Consider the following 23617-nt stretch of genomic DNA (forward strand, 5'->3'; position numbering starts at 1 on the left):
TAATTATGGACTTAAATTTAAGGGATAAGATTTTTATTGTCACGGGCGGTGCGAAAGGCATAGGCCGCGCCATTGTGATGGCCTTGGCGCAGGAGGGTGCCATACCTGTTATCATCGGGCGCAAGCAGGGCGACAACGATTTGGTGAAGGCGGAAGTTGAAGCGATAGGAGGAAAAGCATTTAGCGTCGAGGCAGAGCTTTCAGATCCTGAAGCCTGCAGGACTGCCGTAGAGAGAACGTTGGCCGTATACGGGCGGATAGACGGGTTGGTCAATAACGCTGGCCATAACGATGGGGTGGGACTCATCTCTGGGAGTTATCAAGGTTTTGTTGATTCCTTACATAAGAATTTGATTCACTACTATTTAATGGCTCACTACTGTATTGATGCGTTGCGTGTTTCCAAGGGAACAATTCTTAACATCAGCTCGAAGACAGCGGAAACCGGACAGGGTAATACGTCGGCCTATGCGGCAGCTAACGGGGGGCGTAACGCCTTGACACGTGAGTGGGCAGTAGAGTTGCTCCCTTATGGTATCCGTGTCAATGCTATTATCGTTGCCGAATGTGCGACGCCACAGTATGACTCTTGGATTCAGACGCTCGACAACCCTAAAGAGACTTTACAGAAAATTACGGATCGAATTCCGCTGGAACACCGCATGACCACGGCGGAGGAGATCGCGCAGACGACAGTCTTTTTGCTGTCGGACAAATCCAGCCACACGACGGGCCAATTGATCCATGTGGATGGCGGATACGTACATCTCGATCGCGCTCTAATCAAGGAAAATTAAAAAAAATAGGCATTTCCATGATGCTAGGGATAGCGATAAGCTCGCGTGGTAAAATGTACATATCGAGATGGCAGGAGCGGTGCTTACACCCTTTGGCTGCCATCTCGCTATGTTATCCATCACGTGTAGCTATCTATTTGCTGTGATCGCAGCTGGAATCTTCGTCGAAGGGTTCGATATGCACAAATACGTTCCCGATATTTGCTATGTGGGCGATAAGATAATCTTTCAGCCGGTGAGCGATCTCATGACCCTCACGTACCGAAATATGGGGTGAGACAACGGCGTGCAGATCAATTTGAAAAAGCATGCCGATCTTGCGGATATAGCATTTCTCGATCAAAAGTATGCCTTCTACTTTTAAAGATTCTGCGCGGACTTCTTCTTCGAGCTCCTCATACCGATTCTCATCCATAATCTCCGCCAGCGCAGGACGGAAAATGCCATAACAGTTGTATAGGATCAGCGCAGATGCTAATAAAGCAGCCCAGTCGTCTGCACTTTCGTAACCTTCACCGCAAAACAAGGCGATCGAAATACCAATAAATGCGGCGACCGAGGTTATAGCGTCACTACGATGATGCCAAGCGTCTGCTTTTAATGACGTGCTGTTGAGTGCCTTACTCCGTTTCATGATGATACGAAAAGAGGTTTCCTTCCAGATGATGATGGCAGCCAGCACAATCAACGTCCATGGTTTAGGTAGATCATGTGGTGTTTGGATATTGTTTATACTTTCCTTTGCAATCACAAAGGCAGAGACCACCAAAAAGATGACGACGATAAACGTGATGAGCGGCTCGATACGGCCATGGCCATAGGGGTGCGATTGATCTGCCGGACGCTTAGAATATTTTAGTCCCAACAGGACGAGGAAGGATGAAAAAATATCTGCCGTTGATTCGATGGCATCCGCTATCAGCGCATATGAATTTCCGAAAAACCCGGCTAGCCATTTGATTAGTGCCAATAGAAAGTTTGTCAGTATGCTGAAATATGTCGTTCTTATTGCTTTATCCGAGTTTGACATACGCGCTTTTTTTTGTCAAAGATAGCCCATTTATTCCAAATATCTTCACCGGTAAGACGCTTGGGAAGAAAAGATTTCATGCGCACCATCGCAGCGATGGTTGCTTATTGCAGCAATGCACGGCGAAGAGCCTGAGGCTGCGGCGTAAAAGATTAGCTATCCGTTGGCAACGTTCAGGTTCAGCATGCTACGCAGTTTTTGGCTACATACAAAAAAAATGGTATCTTGCTGTTATGAGAAAGATGAGGTGGATACGCGCATTTCAGCTGTTTGAACAATTCCGTAAGACGTCCATATCGCAAAGCGACTTGCACCGTGCGGAAGGAAAGGCTGTACATTTGGCGGATAAAATGAATGACTTTAAGCTACTGTTGGCCATGGCCAAGGATAGCCTTTCGGGGCATTACAAGATGAACAAATGGAATTTATCCATCATCGTAGGTACGGTGCTTTATGTGCTTTCCCCACTAGATGCCATTCCAGATGTCGTGCCGGTTTTGGGATGGCTCGATGATTTAACCATCGTAGGTTATGCCATCAGCAAGCTTTCTGAAGAAATGCTAAAATATAAAAAGTTCAAAGAAAAAGGTATGGCAGCAGCCGGTTAGCCAAAGTTAATTCATATCAAGGTGCAAAGTAATGGTTTGGCTTATGCCCTTTTCTGCTGTACTATCCTATCCCAGAACAGGTGGTAGCAAATATCAGCACAAATGCGACAAATGCAAGAACCAAAAATGTTGTTAACGGTGTCCTTTTCATTACTGTTTTTTGTTTAGCGTGTTTGTGGATACACTATAAACAATTAGTATGCCCAAAAGTTGAGATAAAAACCGATTCTGTAAACTTTATATTAAAGCGCGCTAAAAAAGCTGTTTTTTTAACTTTTAAGCTCGCATGTATATCACGTTTAGCGCTGCTGTGTCGGTCTAAAACACATTAACTTGGTACACTATTTACACTTTGGGGGCTTATTTATTAATGTCACCGCTAATAGGGGACCGTAATTCCTAGGTTAGTTGTTGCATCAATTTATCAAATTCCTCTCTCAAGGTAGCCAGCTGTGCTTCAAGGCTTGCGACACGTGCTTCCAGCATCTGTGCGTCGTTATCGTTACCTGTGGGCGTTTCATAATCTTCGTCAGTTACTGTTCCCAGCAGATGCATATAGCGCACTTCCTTTTGTCCGGCTCGCTTAGGTAGCATTTGAACAAAGGGGGGATCCTGCGCTTGCAATCGGTTCAATACTTCCTGCACCTCGTCGATGCTTTCAAAGTCGAACAGACGACCGGCGTTGGAGTTGATTTCTCCTGGGGTCATCGGACCTCGTAGTAGTAACAAACATAGGGCTGCCAATTCTTGGGGAATGAGCGGGTATTGGATAGCCATGTTGTGCTTGTATTTTGTAACCCTACTGCCACCGCCGACTACCGTCGAGATAAGACCACGCTTGCGTAGCGTATCCAACGCCTCGATAATCGTATGTTCATCATAGGAAACCACAGGTTTTCGGGAAGACTTTTGATTGCAGGCCGCTTGCAAGCTGTTAAGTGTCATAGGGTAATACTCCGGGGTCGTCTTTGACTTCTCCAAAAGAGAGCCAATTACGCGTAGTTCAACGGCACTCAATATAGGTAAACTCGCTAGGTCGTCCATTTTTTCTAAATTAATTTGGTCTATTTTTCGAAGATAAAAAAAATATATAGTTTTCAAAATTTAAATAGCCATGAGACAAGACCCTTATTAAAATGAGTTTTCTAGCCTTAAATCTTTTAGTAAATTCGCGATAAACAAAATAGGTAAACTGTGTTACGCATTGCACACCATCCGGCATACATACATCCGCTTCGCGAGGGGCATCGTTTTCCGATGCTGAAATATGAGCTTATTCCTGCACAGCTTTTGCATGAAGGGGTTGTCTCGGCTGCGAACTTTTTCATACCCGGCCTGGCTCAGCAGGCAGACATCTTGCTGGCGCATGACGACAGGTATGTGAAGGCTTTGCTGGACTTGACATTGGATCCAAGGATGGTAAGGCGCATTGGCTTTCCGCTGTCGAAAGGATTAGTGGATAGAGAGCTTTACCTCGTTGATGGGACTATACAAGCCAGTATGTTTGCGCAGCAATACGGCGTAGCCTTTAATACGGCCGGCGGTACCCACCACGCGGGGCGCGATTTTGGCGAAGGTTTTTGTTTATTCAATGATCAAGCGGTCGCCGCAGCCTATCTGCTTAACCGTAAGCTAGCAGAACGAATCCTGATCATCGATTTGGATGTGCATCAGGGAAACGGCACGGCACATATTTTCGCAGGGCACCGGAATATTTTTACGTTTAGTATGCATGGTGACAAAAATTTTCCGTTTGTCAAAGAGCTGTCGCATATCGACGTTCCGCTACCAGATGGTGTAGGAGACGAAGCTTATTTGAGCCTACTGGAAAGTGAATTAGAACAAGCCCTAGCGAGATACAATCCGGATTTTGTGTTTTATCAGGCAGGTGTGGATATTCTGGCGACAGATAAACTGGGCAAGCTGAACATTAGTGAAGAGGGATGCAGGCAGCGTGACAAATTTGTTTTTGCCGCCTGCCACGAGCGTGGTATTCCGGTACAGGTAAGTATGGGCGGAGGATATTCCGTGCACATCAAGGATATCGTTAATGCCCATGTCAATACTTATAAAACTGCAATAGAAGTGTTCGGCTTTTAATTTTAAGCTATTGCGTGCAACCGGTGATTTTTCTCATAACACTTTGTATTTTTAAATTTTAATTTTGACTTTTTAATTTTCTTCATGTTTTTTCACCAAGACGCTACATTCGAACAACTGTCTATCCATCGGGTCGGTAACAAAACTCAAGATGAGTTTTATATCCTGTCTGATAATCCCATTGACCTGAGTCAAGACGAGGTCTTACCTGATCTATTGATGCAATATTTTATGAAGCCTTTTGGCAAGGCAAACGAAGTATATCGATTCTACCATCCGAATGATGATCTGCAATTGAATGAGGTTTACTACTTCAGCAAGCAGTTCTTTGCTGGTAAAATCGCCTTTCACGATATGTCGCAGCAGCTGGCTAAACATCTGTACGAAGTGTCGGAACATCCGAAAATAAAAGGAGGGGAGCTATATATCGTAGCCCTTAAAAATGTACAGATGGAAGGGGAGGACCACGATGCTATCGGTATTTTTAAGTCGGAGAACAAGGAGGCGTATTTAAAGGTATACCCTAATGGCGAAGGCTTTGACCTTGATTATGAACAAGAAGCGATCAATATCAACAAGCTGGATAAAGGCGTGGTGATCGTGAATGTCGAAGAGGAAGAAGGTTACAAAGTGCTGGTTGTTGACCAAACGAACCAATCGGAAGCCGTATATTGGAAAGACGATTTTCTAAAAATCCGGACGCGCAATGATAGCTATCAGCAAACGGGAAGCATAATGAAGGTGTATAAAAAATTTGTTAACGAAAAGCTCGACGAGGTATTTGAGTTGGAAAGTGCGGATAAAATCGACCTGTTAAATCGCTCGATGAACTATTTCAAAACCAAAGATACTTTTGACCAAAGCGAATTTGAGGAGGAGGTCATTGCCAATCCAGATGCGGTATCACTTTTCAAAACGTATCAACAAAATTTCGAGGAGGAATTTGATACATCATTCCAGTCCAGTTTTGAGATCGCTGCTCCCGCGGTGAAAAAAATGGCTTCCGCTTATAAATCCGTTGTCAAACTGGATAAAAACTTCCATATCTATATCCATGGCAAACGGGATTATCTAGAAACTGGATTCGATGAAGAGCGAGGGCTACATTACTATAAGCTGTATTTTGAAAACGAAACGCAATCCTAACACAACCTGGTCTAGGCGTATTAAACGCCAGTATGTTATTATTGCAGCACTGCTGCCGATCATGTTTCTTTTGGAGCTGCTCAAACAATATCCAGGTGCCGTTGAGCAGTACTACAGCCAAGGCTTTTATCCTTGGTTTTCCTATTTGCCAAAATGGCTTGTCGGCTGGATACCCTTTAGTGTTGGTGACCTGTTCTACATCGTAGCATTGCTTTCTTTTCTATTCTTACTTGTGCGCGCGATCGTGAGGCTATCCAGAAGGCAGTGGCAAGGGGCTTGGCTGTGCGCATTACGTGTTTTTACTTGCAGCGTGCTGCTGTACGGCTATTTCTATGTGAGTTGGGGGATGAATTATTACCGTATACCGCTGCAGGTACAGCTTCAATTGCAGGTGGATAGCTTAGACCAACACGATTATTTAGACATATTGGATCGTTATATTGACACGTTAAATAAACTACGGGCTCAGATCGATACGACCGCACTGGACAGAGCGCACGTGCAGGAAGAATTAGCTACGATGATGAAGCAGAAGGTTGAATTCCTGCCTATGCTGTCTCGCACACAGGTGCGCGCTAAAAATCCGCTGTCAAGCGAGATGGTCTCTTATTTCACGGTCACGGGTTACCTCAACCCTTTTACGCAGGAGGTGCAGGTAAACGCAGTAGCGCCTAGCACCTCGTATCCGTTCACGGTGGTACACGAACTGGCACACCAAATGGGGATAGGTTTTGAAGACGAATGTAATTTTATCGCTTTTTTAGCGCTACACGATCACAGCAATTTACGCTACCGATATGCGGCCTACTACGAAACTGTAGCATATCTGTTGCGACCGCTTTATTTTCAAGATGAACAGCAGTACCGTGCCTATGCAAACAAACTGACGGGTGCTGTGAAGAAAGATTACCTTGTTGACCGTTTGTTTTGGCAACGTTATCGTGGTCCTGTCGATCGCTTGATGGGCTTTTTCTACGGGAATTACTTGAAACATAACAATCAACCAGAAGGGGTGGCGCGCTACTCGTTGATGTCTCGCCTAGTCGTGGCTTGGGATAAAAGCCATCCGGTCGAATAAAAACAGAAGCGAGCCTTTCTCCGTGCTTCTGTTTTTATTGTCACACGTTCATCTTGGCGCGGACCACCTTAACCCAAAAAGTGTAAGCCAAAACAGCACCTGTGGCCGCCATCACCACACCGATCAAAGAAGGGTAATTGTAGGCATAGCCCAAGCTGATGGGAATAGCGCCCAAATAGGCTCCAAGTGTGTTTCCTATGTTAAAGCTAGCCTGCCCTCCTGCAGCGGCAAAGGTTTCGGCACCCTTTGCATTATTGATCAGCATCATCTGTAGCGGAGAACCGATGGAAAAAGATATCATACCCGTAATGAAAGCCATTGGATAAGCTAAAGCGGTGATATGGGCCGTGAAAAACACGACAACCAAACAAATGGACATCGCCGAAAAACTTAATATGGCCGCCTTCGAGGGCGAAATGGTGTCGGAGAGCTTCCCACCAACGATATTTCCGAAAAACATGCCTAAACCTATCAGTACCATGATGATCGGCACACGATCGGCATCGAGCTTTGAAACAAAGGTGACGAGCGGCGCGATATAGGAGATCCAAGCAAAAAGTCCGCCAGTCCCGATAGCAATAACGGCCACCATTAACCAAGCATCCCAACGTCCAAAATAGCCGATCTGCTTCCTAATGTTTCCATCTTGGTTGGCTTCCATCTTGGGCATCCAAAAATAAATGGCCAAAAAGGTGACGAGCCCCAGTAGGCTGATCACCCCATAGGTGATGCGCCAAGAGTAATGATGGCCTACGTAGGTACCTAGTGGAACACCAGCTAGGTTAGCGATGGTCATACCGGTAAACATCATGGATATCGCTTGTGCTTCCTTGCCCGGTTTAACCAATCTTGCTGCGACCACCGATCCTACACCGAAAAACGCACCATGAGGTAGCCCTGCAATAAAACGGGAGGTTAACAGTAGGATCTTGTTTGGCGCGATGGCAAAGATGCCATTGAAGACAAAAAAGAGTAACATCAAAAAAAGCAACACGCGCTGCGGCGAATATTGGGACGTAAACGCAACGAGCGTGGGCGCGCCAACGACGACTCCCAGTGCATACAATGCGATCAGATTACTGGCAGTAGGGATATCTATACGTAAATCTTTCGCAATGTCGGGAAGGATACCCATCATGGTAAATTCTGTCATACCGATGGCCAATCCACCAAGGGCTAAGGCGATTAGTGCTTTGTTCATGTGATATCTGCGTGAGACGGCAAATGTAAGCTTTATTGAGGAATGCGGCTAATTAATTTTCCATGAATCTTTGCGGTAGCTGTATGGTTGTGCTGCAAATTTTTTGATGGATTCCTTGTGATTAAATCCGCCTTATTAATTAACTTTATGCCTTAATGTGTAACCCTAAGTTCAAATTTTATGTTTTGTAAACCATCCGTATGTTTTTTTTATGTTTTATCGGTGCTTGCCGTCGCTTTTTCTTGCAAACAAGCGGATAAAACAAAGGAAAAATCCAGTAAAGCCCCAGAAAAGCTTGTGCTGACGGAAGAAAAAGCAAAAGTCATATTTGCGCTTCCTACGCATTGTTTGACCGTGGAGTACCCGAACAAAATGGGGGAGGTGCTCGGGAGTGCCTCCGATTTAAAAACACCAAAAGCCTTACGTCCGATTTTCTACGGCTGCTTTGACTGGCATTCGTCCGTACATGGCTACTGGTCTATCGTTCGTTTACTGAAAAAGTTTCCGCATCTCGATGCGGATGGTATGGTTCGGCAACAACTGAAAAGACATATCACCATCGAAAATTTATCCGTTGAGCTTGCTTTCTTCAACGATAAAAACAACCTGAGCTTCGAGCGTACCTACGGTTGGGCTTGGTTAATGAAACTACAGCAGGAATTGCGTTCCTGGGATGATCCGGATGCCAAGCAATGGGCAGCGGTGCTGCAGCCCCTAGCCGATTTGTTGTCCCAACGTACGCAAGTTTACCTGACGAAGTTGGTTTATCCTATACGTACAGGCCAGCATGAAAACACCGCATTCAGTTTGACGCTCATGTACGAGTATGCCGAAGCGGTGGACGATCGGGATCTACTGAATGCGATAAAAACAAACAGTGTACGTCTTTTTGAAAATGATAAAAATTGCGATCTCGCCTACGAGCCTAGTGGATCGGATTTTCTTTCTCCCTGCTTGGAAGAAGCTTATCTGATGAGCAAGATTTTGGCGAAGGACGCCTATCAACCATGGTTGCGCAACTTTATGCCTGTACTGTTCGAAGAAGAGGTAGACGTGTTGCAGCCCGGTATCGTCAGTGATCGTACAGATGGCAAACTTGTGCACCTTGATGGTTTGAATTTTAGTCGCGCCAACTGCTTGTACGGGATCGGAAACGCTATTCCTGAACTGCAAGCGAACCTAATTCCGTTGGCCAATCGGCATATTGAGTTTTCGCTTAAGAATATTTCCAACGACGATTATATGGGCAGCCATTGGCTGGGGACATTCGCCCTACTCGCACTGTCCAACGCCAGCCTTTAAATTGATCCCAAGTAAGAATTGTTATGCTGCTACTGCCGCAACGGTATCAGGACATTGTTCTCCAAACGAAGTTTCACAATTTGGATGCTGCTGAAACCATCCTCTCTGGAAATAATCGGCGAAAGATCAATCCCTTTTTTTACCAAGGCTGTGAGAATCGCATGGCGGAATGTAGACCGCGAGGTACCCCAGCCGTCACGATCCACAATGTCGTTATTAATAGTAATTAGCTCTGTAATACTGTAGTTATTGAACTGTTCTTGAAGGTGTTTTGATAAAGGAAGTATCGTTGACATACAATTTAAAATTAAAGGTTTAACCATAAATTGTATTCAGAAACTACTAGGTTGAAAACGTTATAAGATCTTTTGGCTCTTTACCCGTATTATTTAACCACCGCGGTGACGACACTCGGTTGGTATTGCCGAAGCAATTCTGAATACTCTACAAAATTAGTAGTCTTTTTTGAAATTCCAAATTTTTTGCACATAAAATGCAAAGTCGTCAGTTTTTTGTGCGCCTAACGTCAGCAAACTGTCATCCTGTCTGCAAAAGTCTTTTTGGAATATTACTTGTAGATCGTTCAACATTAAATAGATAAAAACATCATAGTATATGCAAGAAAAAGGTAGTATTTCGATTCACACGGAGAATATCTTCCCGGTGATCAAAAAATTTCTCTATTCGGATAACGAGATTTTTTTACGGGAGTTGGTTTCCAACGCGGTGGATGCATCGCAAAAAATTAAACGTTTATCATCATTGGGCCAGTTCCAAGGTGAGTTGGGTGATTTGACGGTGGATGTTAAATTTGACGAAGCAGCGAAGACGATCACGATTTCTGATCGTGGTATTGGAATGACCGCTGACGAGATTAAAAAATACATCAATCAGATAGCTTTCTCTGGAGCAACAGAGTTCATGGAGAAATTCAAAGAAGCAAATGATGCGAATGAGATCATCGGTCGTTTTGGTTTGGGTTTCTACTCGGCGTTCATGGTGGCCGATCGTGTAGAAATCGAGTCTCTTTCATACCAAGAAGGGGCAGAACCTGCACACTGGACATGCGATGGCAGTACCTCTTATGAAATTTCGGAAGGCAGCCGCACCGATCGCGGTACAGATATTATCCTACATGTCAATGAGGAGTCGGCCGAGTTCTTAAATAAGAGCCGTTTAGGCGATATACTGAACAAGTATGCACGCTTTTTGCCTGTTCCGGTTCGCTTCGGTACCAAAACGGAATCGCAGCCCGATGGGGAAGACGAAGAGGGAAAGCCGAAATATACTTCTGTTGATGTCGATAACATCATCAATAACACCAATCCTGCTTGGACGAAAGCGCCTTCAGAATTGAAAGATGAAGACTATTTGGCCTTCTATCGTGAACTCTATCCGCATTCCATGGATGAGCCTTTGTTTTGGATTCACTTAAATGTTGATTATCCTTTTAATCTAACGGGTATACTATACTTCCCGAAGGTGAAGAACGAGATGGAAATCCAGCGCAACAAAATCCAGCTTTATTCGCGTCAAGTATTTATCACGGATGAAGTAAAAGATATTGTGCCAGAATTTTTGATGCTATTGCAAGGTGTTATTGATTCGCCAGATATTCCTTTAAATGTTTCCCGTTCTTTCTTGCAGGCCGATAGCAATGTGAAGAAAATCAACAACTACATTACCAAAAAAGTTGCGGATAAATTGAACGAACTATTCAAGGCAGATCGTAAAAACTTTGAGGAAAAATGGAATGACATCGCGCTTTTTATTAAGTATGGTATGTTGAGCGATGAGAAATTTGCGGAGAAAGCGAACGACTTTTGCCTGTTGAAGAATACCGAGGCAGCAAGCTACACCTTGAAGGAGTATTATGAGAAGGTTAAGGATATCCAAGTGGACAAAGATGGCAACATTATTTATCTCTACACCAACGACCCGGCACAGCAAGATGGTTTCATTGGCTCGGTAAAAGCTAAAGGTTACGATGTGTTGGTGCTGGATGGCCCATTGGACACGCACTTTACCAGTTATTTAGAGCAAAAAGGCGGAGAAAAAGTGCAAGCGAAGCGCGTGGATGCGGATGTGGTCGATAAGTTAATTCCAAAGGAGGAGCAACAGACCCTAACGCTTTCGGAGGACGAATCGAAGAAGGCATCAGCAGTCTTTGAAAAAGCCATTGCTCGAGCAGATATGAAGGTCGAGGTTGATGCCTTAGCAGCAGACGATCTACCGGTTGCCGTTACTATTGACGAGTTTATGCGTCGTATGAAGGATATGGCGAAAACAGGAGGCGGAATGGGCTTCTATGGGACGTTGCCAGATAACTATAAAGTGACCGTCAACGGAAACCATCCCCTGATAAAACGTATTATCGATAGCGGTGAAGATGAAGGTGAGAAACTTGCAAAACAGGCTTTTGATTTGGCTTTGCTGTCAAGAGGCCTCTTAACCGGAGCAGACCTGACTTCGTTTGTCAAACGTAGCGTAGAGATGATCTAAGCTTATCGTGCACAAGAGCTGGTTAGCTTTCTGAAAGTGGCTAAGGGATACCTGCGGTATCTTTTTAGCCACTTTCATCGTTTAAATAGTTCCTTTCGGAAGGCGCTGGGACTTTGCCCGAAATGCTTTTTGAAGGCTACGGCGAAGTAATTGGCAGAAGAGAAACCTACTTCGTTGGCAACTTCATTGATGTGGAATCCTTCTCTGATGAGGTGCTTGGCTTTTGTAAGGCGGCGCTGAAGGATATACTCGTTCATGCTGCAGTTTAAAAGGCTTTTCGCTTTGCGATATAGTTGCACGCGCGATATCTGTAAGGCCTTCGCAAGCTCTTCGGTTGTTAGCTTTTGGTCACTCAACCGTTCCTCGACCAGTAGCTCCACATGTTGCAGAAAGCGCTTGTCTTGATCGCTCATCGAGCTGTGATCCTGCATGGAGTTGTGAACACCCTGCGGGATGCTGGAGAAATGAGCTTTTAATTGTTTGCGCGTTTCTAGTAGATTTTCAACCATAGCTAATAGATGAGGAACCTTAAACGGTTTGTTGATATAGGCATCGGCCCTCAGCCTGATACCATCCAGCTTACTCTCCTCACTATCGACGGCGCTGAGCAGCAAAACGGGGATATGCGATAGGCCGGTGCTTCCCTTCATGGTCTTTAAGAACTCTAGGCCACTGCCATCCGGCAACATGATGTCACTGATGATAAGGTCAGGAAGTTGATCGCGGAGTTTTTCTTCTGCCTCACCTATATTTTTCGCAAAAACAAGGTTATATTGTTTGTTCATGATACTGCGCAGCAATTGTCGGATTTCTGCATGGTCATCAATAATAAATATCGTCGCGGCTTTGTGCGAGTAAAATGAACTTAGATCATGCTGGTCTGTTGCAAATGCGATTCCATGCTGTTCGGGAGGGGCGTTGGCAGGCAATCGGTATATTTCTTCTTGAGATAAATGGGCATTACCAACGGGTAGTCGCAGCGTGAACGATGATCCGACATTGATCTTGCTACTCACCGTAATTTGTCCGTGGTGAAGCTCGACGATTTGTTTTACGTGTGCAAGCCCGATGCCCGAACCTTGATGGTTAGGCTGACTTTGGTAAAATGGTTCAAACACATGGTCAATGTCAGATGGTGCTATGCCTGTGCCATCATCCTGTACGCGGATGTAAATAAAATCCCCAAAGCTGTTGTCCTCCAGCAATATCGCTATTTTACCGCGCTCTTTGGTGAACTGAATAGCATTAGCTAGCAGGTTGGAAAGGGCTTGCTCCATCAGGTAGGGGTCTATCCATATCTCGGTTACGGTACTTTGGTTGCTAAAACTGAGGGAAATGTGCTGGTGTTGCGCAAAAGGCTTAAAATTGGCGAGTACTTGTCGTATGAATGCCGGAAGGGCTGTGCAGGTAGCCTTTAGCTGCAGTTTAGTGTTATCGCTGCGATGAATGTCCACAAGGCTCTGTAGCAGCTGCAATAAAGTGTTGGCATTGCGCTCTATGCGGTGGAGTTGTTCTCTGCCTTCGGCGGATAGTTGTCGCTCGGTTTGTAAGATATTCAACGGCGCCAATATAAGCGTAAGTGGCGTTTTAAACTCATGCGATACCTGCGCAAAAAATCTGTTTTTGGCATCGGCAGCCTCTTGTACTTGCTTACTCATCGAGATAATCTGTTGCTGCTGTTGTTTAATCTCGATATTTTGCTGTTCTAGATTCCGGTTCTTCTTGCGGTTACTGCGAATCACAATAAGGGATAATGCACCAAAAGCAACAGCAAGGGCCAAGCTTACCGCTAGCGTATTCAAGGTCGTTCGTTGGTTTTTGTAAACCTCCTGTTGTGTAGCAATAAGCTGCTGCCGTTTGTCTATATCCTCTTGTTGATCCTTTATCTTTTGCGACTGTAAAGCCATCAATGCTGCGTTGGTATGATCGATGACCACGGTGCCTAAGATGTTGTCTCGGATAAAGGGCTTTTTCTCTAAAATAGCAATTGCTGTGCGGATGGCTTCGGCGCCGCCGGTGGGATAGAGCAAGGATGCATATAGCACCCCCTTGTTCACCGCTTCCAATCCGTTTCCTTCACCAGGAAGCGCGTCTATACCTAATATTTTGCGGTCGGTATGGCCAGCTTCTGTATAGGCTTGTTGGACGCCTTTTGCCATTTGATCATTGAATGCAAGCACCACATCTTGCTTCAGCAATTCGCTGAGGTTAGCTTTTGCAAGTCGGTAAGCAGTCTCTTTTGTCCAATCGCCTTCCAGCGCAATACCGATACGCATGGACGGAAGGCTATCGACAACTTTTCTCAGGCCCCTCTGGCGTTCGATGGATGCCGAGGACCCGCCCAATCCTGATATCATACCGATATTGAGTCGTTTGGAGGATAACTGATGGATGTATTGACCGGCTAGCCTTCCTATCGCGACATTGTCTGCACCGACATAGGCATGGTATAATCCTGATCCTGTCTTTCTATCAGTAACGATAACGGGAATTTTTTCGCGGAAAACAGAATCTACGATAGGAGTGAGTGGCTGTGTTTCGTTCGGCGATACAATAAGTAAGTCAACATGTCGCCGCATCAAATCGCTGATTTGGGCAACTTGCCGTTCATTGCTGCCGTTAGCATCACGATATATAAACTGCACATCGGGATAAAACGAAAGCTCGCGTTTCATTTCCTCCAGCATCGTTTGTCGCCAAGCATCATTACCTACACATTGCGAAAAGGCCACTACGTATTTTCTCTTTGTAGTCGACTCTTGGCAGCCCAAAGTAAGTAATAGTCCAATGATCAATAACCAAACACGATTGTACGCTGACATCCCCAGTAAATTTTGAAAAAGCAATATACATATTTTTGTTTTTATGGGTAAGCACATGTCTTAGGTGTAATAAGTACACTATTTCATCGTCGGATCAATGCGAAACAAAATAGATAGATCTTGCTTACTTATCGATGATTCGGATCTGTTGGTATGTTTTAAATCATTATATATCAATATTTTATTTGGTTTTGTTCAATGTAACAAAATCTGTATTTTTTGTTTGATAATAATTATGCCCGTCCTGTCCCTTCCAATAACTTTGATTGCATCAATGAGGGAACATACTATGCGTAGCCAATCGATTTTAGCCTGGTCATTTGTCGTGGCCTTGGGCGGTTTTTTATTTGGGTTTGATACAGCGGTCATTTCTGGTGCAGAAAAGGCTGTCCAGTTATTTTGGTCGCTGAACGAGTTCCAGCATGGTCTTACCATGGCGATTGCGCTATTTGGCACGGTGCTTGGCGCAGCTCTAGGGGCCTTTCCGTCCGATAGGTTTGGGCGTAAAAATACCTTGTTCTTTGTGGCTAGTTTGTATTTCTTTTCCGCACTGGGCACGGCCTTGGCTCAAGACTGGACTATATTTATTGTTTTTCGCTTATTAGGCGGTATCGGTGTAGGCGTGTCGTCGGTCACGGCGCCGATTTATATCTCTGAAATATCGCCTGCAGAATCACGAGGGAAGCTTGTTGGATTATTTCAGTTTAATGTGGTGTTCGGTATTCTTATCGCTTACCTATCCAATTATTTTATCGGGCAGTTTGGCGAAGAGTCTTGGCGATGGATGCTGGGCGTTCAGGCTTTTCCAGCGTTGTTGTTTTTTATCTTGATCTTCTTTGTGCCAGAAAGCCCCCGTTGGTTGCTTCTGCATGGCAATAACAGACAGGAAGCGATGCGGGTCATGCAGCAGATCAGCGGTGATCACTACTTAAGGGATATTAACGATATGCTAGCGGCACAAAAGCGTACATTGCAGGGCGGGCGTTTGTTTACGAAGGGAAATCGCGTTCCGGTCATGTTGGCGATTCTTTTCGCGGTGTTCAATCAGGTGTCGGGTATAAACGCCATTATTTATTACGCACCACGTGTTTTTGAAATGGCTGGTCTAGGCGCCCAAAGTTCGTTGCTATCCTCGGTGGGCATTGGCTTGGTCAATTTTGCGTTTACGTTGATAGCGATTAATTTTATCGATAAGGTGGGTCGGCGTAAACTGATGCTGATCGGTTCGTTCGGCCTAATTGCTTCGTTATCGCTGGTATCCTATTCTTTTTTTGCCGGTCGTACAGAGGGTGTAGCCGTAACGATCTACTTGATGTTTTATATTGCCTTTTTCGCTTTTTCGCAAGGGGCAGTCATTTGGGTCTTCATCTCGGAAATCTTTCCTAATGATGTGCGGGCCAAGGGGCAGACTTTAGGTAGTCTGACGCATTGGGTAATGGCAGCCGTTATCACCTTTTGTTTTCCAGCGCTCACCGAAATGTTGGGTGGCGGCTACACGTTTTTGATATTCGCAGGTTTTATGCTGTTACAATTGCTTTTTGTGTGGAAGATGATGCCCGAAACCGGAGGGCGCTCTTTGGAAGAGGTGGGCAGGAGCGTGGCCGATTAAAAAAAAATATTGGTACAGGGATTTCCCTATTTTTAGTGTCATAAAATTTAAGAATGAGAACAGAAAAATTAACGATCAAAGGGATGTGTTTTGGTGAGGTGCTGTGGGATAATTTACCGACAGGTCGTCAATTGGGAGGTGCACCGCTCAATGTGGCCTATCATTTAAACAAGCTCGGTGTGGAGACCCTATTGTTAACGCGGGTTGGCGAGGATGAAGCGGGCGACGATCTTTTGCAGCGGTGTGCGAGCCTGGGCATACCGACGGGCCTCTTTCAGCGCGACCCTATACATCCAACCTCTACTGTAGAGGTACATATCGATAAAAATAGGGATGTCACCTACGAGATCTTGTTTCCTGTTGCTTGGGACTATATTGCGCTAGGTGAGCAGGAGCTTCAAGCTGTTAAAGAAGCTGATTTTTTGGTGTTTGGAAGTCTGTCAACAAGAAATCAAGTGAGTTATGAAACATGGAAGCTGTTGCTGCCTTTTGCTAAGTTTAAGGTGCTGGATGTAAATCTCCGAGCTCCCTTTTACACGCCGGAGCGTGTCTTGGAACTCTTATCGCATGTGGACTTGGTGAAAATGAATCAAGAGGAGTTGGGCATGGTGGCTACTTGGATGGGGCTTGCTGAGACGTCGACCGATAGGATGAAGGTGGATGCCATTATGGATAAGTGCTGTGTGGATGAGATTATTATTACCTATGGTGCTAAAGGAGCTGTTTACCATGTGCAATCAGCCGGTTTTAGTTATCACTTTCCGGCGTTGCCGGTTCGAGTGAAAGATACGATCGGTAGCGGCGACTCCTTTCTTGCGGCCTTTTTGGCACAGCGCTGCCGGAAAGATAAGGTTACAAGTCCAGAGGAGATGCTCTCTTTCGCCGCTACATTAAGTGGCTTTATCACGCAGAGTGAAGGGGCTTGTCCGATCTATCATGCCGCGACCTTAAACCGGTTTCAATGGCTGCACGATTTAGAAGCGTTTCATATTAATGGGGCGAGTTAGATGTTGAAAAACCTATACATAATTGCTACACGATGAATAAACCCATGTTTTTGATTACTGTTTGTTTGCTGCTATCGCTTACAATTGAAGCGCAAACGCGTTTTTCCAGTACGTTTCGCGGCGAGAAAAAATTTCTGCAAATTCCTATCAGGAATGGTGCCAGCCCACGGCAGGTCGACCTTTTGCTCGACAATAAGAAAGTACGTTGGTTTACTGCCGAGCTGGCCGAAGGTAAGGCAGATTGGTTTGCCTACCTCGATATCAGTGATTGGAAGGACAACGAACTTATGATTCGCGTAGATGGACTTCCTGAGGACAGCCAGGCTTTCAGTCCCATTGTGCAAACGGATCAGGACAGCAATGCGCATGTTTACGCAGAACCGCACCGCGGGCAGATCCATTTTTCGCCTAAACGAGGGTGGACGAATGATCCCAACGGATTGGTGTATTACAATGGCGAATATCATCTGTTCTTTCAGCATAATCCTTATGGCGTCAATTGGGGCAATATGCATTGGGGGCATGCCGTTTCCACGGATTTGGTGCATTGGAAGGAGCTGGCCATCGCATTATACCCCGATGAACTTGGTACGATGTTTAGTGGAGGTGCTGTGGTCGATACCAAAAATTCTTCTGGTTTTGGATCGCTTCAAAAGGTGCCACTGATCCTGTTTTACACCGCCGCAGAGAAGAGCTGGACGCAGGGATTGGCGCATAGCACTGACGGACGTAACTTTCAAAAAACGGACAAGCCTGTCGTGGATAAGATCACAGCCGGTAACAGGGATCCAAAGGTCATCTGGCACGAACCTTCGAAGCGTTGGGTGCTGGTGGTATACGTTACAGAAGAAGGGGATCAGCATGCGATGCATTTTTTTACTTCAACGGACCTGAAATCTTGGACATTTACCAGCAAAGTCCTGGGTGGGCAGGGCAACGATCGCTATCTCTTTGAATGTCCGGAGTTTTTTGAGCTTCCGGTCGAGGGGGCCACAAAAAAGGAAAGCAAATGGGTGCTTACCGGCGCGAACAGCCAATATGCCATTGGTACTTTCGATGGTAAAACGTTTCGTCCGGAAGAAGAACGTATGTATAGTCAACAGGGGCGCGATTATTATGCAGCGCAGACCTTTAGCGACGAACCAAATGGTCGCCGTGTAGAAATCGGTTGGTGGCGCACCAATACCCATCAAAATGGGAGCGCATTTAATCAATCTATGAGTATCCCGACAGAGCTCTCCTTGCGGAAGACGGCGCGAGGGACACGTCTTATTCGCAAGCCTGTTGTCGAATTGGAAGCTTTAAGAGTAGACGCACAGCAACTGCAGAGCAGCAACTTGACGCCAACATCAGCTAATGCATTGGCAGCCTTTGATAGTGAGCTGGCAGAGATTAAATTGCGTATTAAACCAAAAGACGCGCATACTATCCATATTAATGTGCGCGGTCTTCATATTTTGTACCAAGTGGCCGATCAGGAGCTCGTGGTCGATAATGTGCGTGCCCATGCTCCGCTTATTAATGGCGAACAGGAGCTGACTATTTTTGTCGATCGTACAGGAGTCGAGATTTTCGCTAGTGAAGGCGAGGTTTTTATGCCGATAAATTATAATTTCGATCAGAAAAATATGCGCTACAGCCTCCATGTTGCAGGAGGTGCTGCGACATTAGTTAGTGGGCAGCTACATACGTTGAAAAGTATTTGGTAATCTTGCACCGCCGTCTACTAATTAGCCGCTCGCTTCAACCGAAATAACGGAAAGCCATGAAGCGTGATTGGTCAATCTCTCGTGGCTTTTTTTGTATTTCATCGGTCATGTGGAGGCAAAAACTTTGCATAAGGAATTAATAGGAGCGGGTGCGTCATCGTTTTATTAGCCGTGCCAGATAACTTTTCCCTAGAGGGGGCTGCTTTCAGAAAATTATCTCGTTAAAAATGAACTTCTTTACTGTCTACACGTATTAATTTGTTTAAAATATTTGGAGGATATGGGTATTTGTTCTACTTTTGTGTCATCAAAATCACGGTAGGTATAGCTCAGTTGGTTAGAGCACTAGATTGTGGTTCTAGGGGTCGTGGGTTCGAGCCCCATTACTTACCCAAAGATAGAGGTCCAATAGGCCTCTATTTTTGTTTTTGCTCCCTTCTACTTTCAATGCTGTATATAAAACTATCTGCTCTGTAATAACCCAAGTTGTATTCTACCGGCCGGTCGGCTTGATCGAAAACAAACCGCTTACGAAACAAAACAGGGCTGCCCACTTCCAGGTCAAGTTTAGCAGCGATAAATTTGTCGGCCATCCGTGCACTTATTTCTTCTTTGGAAAGATCGACGCGCACAGCATAATCTTGTTCCAGAATTTCGTATAGCGGACGTTTGAAATCTTCTTCACCGTCCATTCCTATGCGGGGATGGAAGTAGGAAATAAAGTAAACAAAAGGTCCCTCCGCCCTTCCACGCAGGCGTGCCAATTTTAACACTTTTCTGTTGACATCAATGTCAAAAAAATGTGCTAATTTCTCATCCGGCAATTCCCAACTGATGTGCAGTTCAAAATTTTTGATAGGAATATTACGGGCTTCCATTTCTTGCGAAAAGCTGAGCCAGTTGTTGGATTTAGAGCTAACCGAAGCGTCAGCAACACGCGTTCCTACGCCTTTCTTTCGGATCAGGAGTCCTTCATACACCAATTTATTTAATGCTTGCCTCAAGGTAGTACGCGAGATGGCAAGCTGTTTCGCCATCTCTACCTCATTAGGCAAAAATTTTGTGGCATAGGCAGGGTCTTTGATCAGCTCCCGTATCAATTGCTCTGCTTGGATATGAAGAGGTATGGGGCTTTTATGATCGATAGAAAGTTTCATAGCAACGTCGTACAGTAATATCTTTTCGTTATCGCAAAAATAGCTAAAATATTGTCAGGTTGCTTATAAGTGTGAACATAAAGCAGCGTACCTTGCACACTGCTTATACGATAATGCGTTAATTGTTTTTTTTGCTCGCTGAAATGCTTTACGTACAATATTTTATAGGAAATTTTGTTTATATGTTGGTATGTATGTACATTTGTTTAAACGTAGTAAGATAATTAATGAAATCGAAAACAGACAGGTTGTCGGATGAAGGAGCTTCTAGCTGGCGAAAAAGTGGGGAGCGCTTGTTGCCAAGTGATATTTCGCAGATTGTTCCCGCCAAAAATGGGTATGATATCTATCCGTATCATCCTATGGCTTCTGGTAACATTGCCGATATTGGGCAGCTTGCTGATTGGATCATTGATCAAGGAACAGTGTCGATAGACGGATATGTTGGTGTGTTATGGAAACAGCTAGCGGAGCTTCTACAACGTGAATTTGACCAGCGTGGTGTTAGGGTAAATTGGATTCCCACCAGCGATTTTATGAAGGAAAGTGCAGCGATTGATGCGCTCGTGTCGCCTTTTTTAGGTCCTGCAGATAGTGTATGGGGGACGAAAACATCGTTGATGTTGACCGACTTTTTCGACATGCCACAACGGAAGCTTGAAACAACGGATGGCATCAACGTGGTACTCGGAATAGGTGCGGCCCTTGTTTGTACGGAAACACCGGTGGTTTATGTGGATATCCCTAAAAACGAAATTCAATATCGCATGCGGGCGGGTGCGATTAAGAACGTGGGGTATGTTGGTGAGGCCTCGGCCGCGGCAGTCTACAAACGTTTTTATTTTGTGGATTGGGTGGTCTTAAATAATCATAAGGAGGCAATCCTAAACCGTATACAGGCGGTCGCTGATGGGCAACAATTAGACAGACTCCACTGGATGTTCATGGCTGATCTGAAAGATGCGCTACACCACATCGCACACTCCGTATTTAGGGTTCGCCCTTGGTTTGAGGCGGGAGCGTGGGGTGGGCATTGGATGCAGAATCGTTTTGCAGGTCTAAACAAAGAAGAGGTGAACTACGCTTGGTCTTTTGAACTGATCGTTCCGGAGAACGGCTTGGTATTTGAAAATGGAGGAAAGCTGCTGGAAGTAGCTTTCGATTGGCTCATGCTTTTCGAACAGGAAGCCATATTGGGTAAACATGCCGAAATATTCAAGACGGAATTTCCCATTCGTTTTGATTTTTTGGATACATTCGAGGGGGGTAACCTATCGATTCAATGTCATCCGTCGCTGTCTTATATCCGAGAAAATTTTGGCGAGCATATTACCCAAGATGAAACCTACTACATCCTAGATAGCAAAGCGGACGCCAAAGTTTACCTAGGATTTCAGGAGGATATCGATCCGTCTGATTTCCGCCAAGCATTGGAGCGAAGCCAAGCTGTGCAACAAGAACTGAATATCGAACAGTATGTGCAGGCGATGCCTGCAAAAAAACATGATCTGTTCTTGATACCGAACGGCACGGTGCATAGCGCTGGTGTTAATAACTTGGTGCTGGAAATCAGCGCTACCCCTTATATTTTTACGTTCAAGATGTATGATTGGGTGCGCCTAGGCCTGGATGGCAGTCCCCGGCCAATTAATATCGAACACGCGTTCCGAAATCTGAATTTTGATCGCAAAGGAAAACGGGTGGAGGAAGAGCTCATTGCCAAGCCTTATGTGTTGGAAAATGGAGAAGACTGGAGCATCATGCATTTGCCTACGCACGCCGATCATTTTTATGATGTGCATAGGTTGGAGTTCGATAACGACATGTCGGTGCAGACACGAAATTGCTGTCACGTATTGATGCTCGTGGAAGGCGTGTGCATTGTTGTAGAAACCGCGGATGGATCGGAGAAAGTTCTTCATTATGCCGAAACATTCGTTATCCCAGCAGGGGCAAAAAGCTATCGGTTGCGTAATATGGATAACGAGCGTGCAAAAGTGATCAAGGCGTTCGTGAAGGACGATGTGACCTATCTGTTGCAGCATGAAGCCAAAACCAAGCAATCAACTCCGAATGGGGGTAAATCCGGGGATTTTTCTTAAATTAAAAAACCATATTTTATGAGCGATCGAAAGTCCTTGGGTTTACTATTTATTACGTTGGTTGCTTCTGTGGGGGGCTTCCTATTTGGATTCGATATGGCCGTCATCTCGGGGGTATTGCCTTTAGTCAAACAGCAGTTTAACCTCACGGCCGGGCAAGAGGGGTGGTTTGTATCATCCGCCCTAGTAGGTTGTATCATTGGGGTGCTATGTTCGGGTGAGATCAGCGATCGCTTGGGCAGGAAAAACGCACTGAATTTGGCGGCCTTGCTATTTATCTTATCCGCGATGGGCTGTGCCTTGGTTCCCAGTCTAATGGGTGTCATTGCTTTTCGAATTGTAGCAGGCTTGGGGATCGGCATGGCATCCAGTGTCGTCCCGCTGTATATTTCTGAAATCGCGCCAGCGAATCGCCGGGGACAATTGGTGACATACTACCAATTTGCCGTCACGTTTGGCATACTACTCGCCTATCTCAGTAACGCGGCTTTATTGCATGGTTATGGTATATCGATGTTACCTTTTTTACGGCATACGAAAATGGTGGACCAAATTTGGCGGCTGATGTTGGGGATAAGCGTTTTACCATCGTTCCTTTTTCTTGTTGGCCTACTATTCGTTCCGGAGAGTCCGCGATGGCTTTTACAAAAAAAGGAAGTTTCGACGTCGGAAAGTAAGGAAAAAAGGACACTCAAAAACATGGAAAGCGATTTGCTACAGCCAGGACCCGCACTGGATACCCAACCAGCAGCTGGCTATCGCGCGCTCTTCGCTCCACGTATCAGACGAGCACTATTGATCGGAATCTTGCTTCCTGTATTCTCGCAATTTAGCGGAATAAATGCCATTATCTATTATGGACCGACCATATTAAGCAATGCAGGTATCCCTTTAAGCAATTCACTCTATAGTCAGGTGATTTTTGGTGTCGCAAATATGATGTTCACACTGTTGGCTATTTGGAAAGTAGATCAATGGGGACGTAGGCCGCTGTATCTTTTGGGGACGGCTGGTGCTGCCATTTCCTTATTGGCAACGGGTCTTTGTTTTTACATGGGTGCGGTAGGCAGTATCTGGCTTTTGCTTTCCGTATTGATGTTTTTGGCTTGTTTCGCCTGCTCTATTGGTCCGTTAAAATTTGTTGTGGCGTCAGAAATATTCCCAAATGCTATTCGCGCGCGCGCCTTGGCGTTTAGTGTAACGCTGATGTGGATTGCGGATACGGCTGTGGGACAAATCACACCGCTTTTATTACAGCACATAGGGAATGCGGGCACGTTTTGGGTTTTCGCCACCTGTTGTATCGCCGCTTTTGTGGTCGTCTATCGCCTTCTTCCGGAAACGAAAGGAAAATCGTTGGAAGAGATCGAGGAAGGTTGGAACAGCCAAAGGAATAATTGAAACCCTGCATCTGCAAATAAGAAGGATGGGGGCGCTTTGCACCTGT

18 protein-coding genes, 1 tRNA gene and 1 riboswitch are annotated in these 23617 nt (G+C 45.3%); of the genes, 13 read left to right on the top strand and 6 right to left on the bottom strand.

Annotation, left to right across the window (positions count from 1 at the left end; translation table 11 throughout):
* Positions 1-5 precede the first annotated feature (5 nt).
* Positions 6-797 (top strand): L-fucose dehydrogenase, encoded by a 792-nt coding sequence (locus tag IE165_RS06845; protein ID WP_189625856.1) that lies wholly within the window; start codon positions 6-8, stop codon positions 795-797.
* Positions 798-930: 133 nt separating this feature from the next.
* On the opposite strand, the gene IE165_RS06850 is transcribed toward IE165_RS06845, so the two are convergent.
* Positions 931-1827 (bottom strand): cation diffusion facilitator family transporter, encoded by an 897-nt coding sequence (locus tag IE165_RS06850; RefSeq protein ID WP_189625857.1) that lies wholly within the window; start codon positions 1825-1827, stop codon positions 931-933.
* 233 nt (positions 1828-2060) lie between these two features.
* Between IE165_RS06850 and IE165_RS06855 the strand changes: the two genes are divergently transcribed.
* Positions 2061-2435 (top strand): YkvA family protein, encoded by a 375-nt coding sequence (locus tag IE165_RS06855; RefSeq protein WP_189625858.1) that lies wholly within the window; start codon positions 2061-2063, stop codon positions 2433-2435.
* A gap of 399 nt (positions 2436-2834) precedes the next feature.
* Here IE165_RS06855 and IE165_RS06860 read toward each other — a convergent pair whose 3' ends face one another.
* Positions 2835-3479: a YceH family protein gene (locus tag IE165_RS06860; protein ID WP_189625859.1), complete on the bottom strand. Its 645-nt coding sequence runs from the start codon at positions 3477-3479 to the stop codon at positions 2835-2837.
* 150 nt (positions 3480-3629) lie between these two features.
* On the opposite strand from IE165_RS06860, the gene IE165_RS06865 reads away from it, so the two are divergent.
* The 3 genes from IE165_RS06865 (at position 3630) to IE165_RS06875 (ending at position 6759) form a co-directional block, all read left to right on the top strand.
* Complete coding sequence (locus IE165_RS06865; protein WP_189625860.1) at positions 3630-4535, top strand: histone deacetylase family protein; 906 nt, start codon at positions 3630-3632, stop codon at positions 4533-4535.
* A gap of 84 nt (positions 4536-4619) precedes the next feature.
* Entirely contained in the window at positions 4620-5681 is a 1062-nt protein-coding gene (locus IE165_RS06870) for a nucleoid-associated protein (RefSeq protein ID WP_189625861.1), read from the top strand.
* A complete protein-coding gene (locus IE165_RS06875) occupies positions 5659-6759 on the top strand; it encodes a DUF3810 domain-containing protein (RefSeq protein ID WP_189625862.1) in 1101 nt (366 codons plus the stop codon). Before IE165_RS06870 ends, IE165_RS06875 begins: the two co-directional genes overlap by 23 nt.
* A 40-nt stretch (positions 6760-6799) precedes the next feature.
* Here IE165_RS06875 and IE165_RS06880 read toward each other — a convergent pair whose 3' ends face one another.
* A complete protein-coding gene (locus tag IE165_RS06880) occupies positions 6800-7960 on the bottom strand; it encodes an MFS transporter (protein WP_189625863.1) in 1161 nt (386 codons plus the stop codon).
* 297 nt (positions 7961-8257) lie between these two features.
* Between IE165_RS06880 and IE165_RS06885 the strand changes: the two genes are divergently transcribed.
* Entirely contained in the window at positions 8258-9262 is a 1005-nt protein-coding gene (locus tag IE165_RS06885) for a DUF2891 domain-containing protein (RefSeq protein ID WP_229826414.1), read from the top strand.
* Between the two features lie 29 nt (positions 9263-9291).
* Here the strand turns inward: IE165_RS06885 and IE165_RS06890 are convergent, their stop codons facing one another.
* Positions 9292-9558 carry a 5-oxoprolinase gene (locus IE165_RS06890; protein ID WP_229826418.1) on the bottom strand — a complete coding sequence of 89 codons (267 nt, stop codon included), beginning with the start codon at positions 9556-9558 and terminating at the stop codon, positions 9292-9294.
* 58 nt (positions 9559-9616) lie between these two features.
* A riboswitch (SAM-I-IV-variant riboswitch) is annotated at positions 9617-9710 on the bottom strand.
* Positions 9711-9877: 167 nt separating this feature from the next.
* Here IE165_RS06890 and htpG point away from each other — a divergent pair.
* Positions 9878-11764 (top strand): molecular chaperone HtpG, encoded by a 1887-nt coding sequence (gene htpG, locus IE165_RS06895; protein ID WP_189625866.1) that lies wholly within the window; start codon positions 9878-9880, stop codon positions 11762-11764.
* Positions 11765-11838: 74 nt separating this feature from the next.
* Here htpG and IE165_RS06900 read toward each other — a convergent pair whose 3' ends face one another.
* Entirely contained in the window at positions 11839-14586 is a 2748-nt protein-coding gene (locus IE165_RS06900) for a hybrid sensor histidine kinase/response regulator transcription factor (RefSeq protein WP_189625867.1), read from the bottom strand.
* A gap of 274 nt (positions 14587-14860) precedes the next feature.
* On the opposite strand from IE165_RS06900, the gene IE165_RS06905 reads away from it, so the two are divergent.
* The 4 genes from IE165_RS06905 to IE165_RS06920 all read left to right on the top strand — a co-directional run bounded on the left by IE165_RS06905 (position 14861) and on the right by IE165_RS06920 (position 19303).
* On the top strand, positions 14861-16195 hold the full coding sequence (locus IE165_RS06905) for a sugar porter family MFS transporter (RefSeq protein WP_229826420.1): 1335 nt from the start codon (positions 14861-14863) through the stop codon (positions 16193-16195).
* 53 nt (positions 16196-16248) lie between these two features.
* Positions 16249-17202, top strand: a complete 954-nt coding sequence (locus IE165_RS06910; RefSeq protein ID WP_189625868.1) for a carbohydrate kinase family protein — start codon at positions 16249-16251, stop codon at positions 17200-17202.
* Positions 17203-17234: 32 nt separating this feature from the next.
* On the top strand, positions 17235-18911 hold the full coding sequence (locus IE165_RS06915) for a glycoside hydrolase family 32 protein (protein ID WP_189625869.1): 1677 nt from the start codon (positions 17235-17237) through the stop codon (positions 18909-18911).
* Positions 18912-19229: 318 nt separating this feature from the next.
* Positions 19230-19303 (top strand) — tRNA-His (locus IE165_RS06920).
* A 24-nt stretch (positions 19304-19327) separates the two neighbouring features.
* On the opposite strand, the gene IE165_RS06925 is transcribed toward IE165_RS06920, so the two are convergent.
* Positions 19328-20068: a GntR family transcriptional regulator gene (locus IE165_RS06925; RefSeq protein WP_189625870.1), complete on the bottom strand. Its 741-nt coding sequence runs from the start codon at positions 20066-20068 to the stop codon at positions 19328-19330.
* A gap of 227 nt (positions 20069-20295) precedes the next feature.
* On the opposite strand from IE165_RS06925, the gene IE165_RS06930 reads away from it, so the two are divergent.
* Both IE165_RS06930 and IE165_RS06935 read left to right on the top strand, forming a co-directional pair.
* Positions 20296-22170, top strand: coding sequence for a class I mannose-6-phosphate isomerase (locus IE165_RS06930; RefSeq protein ID WP_189625871.1), 1875 nt, complete (start codon positions 20296-20298; stop codon positions 22168-22170).
* A gap of 18 nt (positions 22171-22188) precedes the next feature.
* Positions 22189-23571, top strand: coding sequence for a sugar porter family MFS transporter (locus IE165_RS06935; RefSeq protein WP_189625872.1), 1383 nt, complete (start codon positions 22189-22191; stop codon positions 23569-23571).
* The last annotated feature ends 46 nt before the right edge of the window (positions 23572-23617 follow it).

Source organism: Sphingobacterium griseoflavum (assembly GCF_014653155.1).
Lineage (GTDB): Bacteria > Bacteroidota > Bacteroidia > Sphingobacteriales > Sphingobacteriaceae > Sphingobacterium > Sphingobacterium griseoflavum.

Bases quoted from the DNA above. Each gene is read 5' to 3' on its own strand.
- IE165_RS06845 (WP_189625856.1), top strand. From the start codon at position 6: ATGGACTTAAATTTAAGGGATAAGATTTTTATTGTCACGGGCGGTGCG.
- IE165_RS06850 (WP_189625857.1), bottom strand. From the start codon at position 1,827: ATGTCAAACTCGGATAAAGCAATAAGAACGACATATTTCAGCATACTG.
- IE165_RS06855 (WP_189625858.1), top strand. From the start codon at position 2,061: ATGAGAAAGATGAGGTGGATACGCGCATTTCAGCTGTTTGAACAATTC.
- IE165_RS06860 (WP_189625859.1), bottom strand. From the start codon at position 3,479: ATGGACGACCTAGCGAGTTTACCTATATTGAGTGCCGTTGAACTACGC.
- IE165_RS06870 (WP_189625861.1), top strand. From the start codon at position 4,620: ATGTTTTTTCACCAAGACGCTACATTCGAACAACTGTCTATCCATCGG.
- IE165_RS06880 (WP_189625863.1), bottom strand. From the start codon at position 7,960: ATGAACAAAGCACTAATCGCCTTAGCCCTTGGTGGATTGGCCATCGGT.
- IE165_RS06890 (WP_229826418.1), bottom strand. From the start codon at position 9,558: ATGTCAACGATACTTCCTTTATCAAAACACCTTCAAGAACAGTTCAAT.
- htpG (WP_189625866.1), top strand. From the start codon at position 9,878: ATGCAAGAAAAAGGTAGTATTTCGATTCACACGGAGAATATCTTCCCG.
- IE165_RS06900 (WP_189625867.1), bottom strand. From the start codon at position 14,586: ATGTCAGCGTACAATCGTGTTTGGTTATTGATCATTGGACTATTACTT.
- IE165_RS06905 (WP_229826420.1), top strand. From the start codon at position 14,861: ATGAGGGAACATACTATGCGTAGCCAATCGATTTTAGCCTGGTCATTT.
- IE165_RS06910 (WP_189625868.1), top strand. From the start codon at position 16,249: ATGAGAACAGAAAAATTAACGATCAAAGGGATGTGTTTTGGTGAGGTG.
- IE165_RS06915 (WP_189625869.1), top strand. From the start codon at position 17,235: ATGAATAAACCCATGTTTTTGATTACTGTTTGTTTGCTGCTATCGCTT.
- IE165_RS06925 (WP_189625870.1), bottom strand. From the start codon at position 20,068: ATGAAACTTTCTATCGATCATAAAAGCCCCATACCTCTTCATATCCAA.
- IE165_RS06930 (WP_189625871.1), top strand. From the start codon at position 20,296: ATGAAATCGAAAACAGACAGGTTGTCGGATGAAGGAGCTTCTAGCTGG.
- IE165_RS06935 (WP_189625872.1), top strand. From the start codon at position 22,189: ATGAGCGATCGAAAGTCCTTGGGTTTACTATTTATTACGTTGGTTGCT.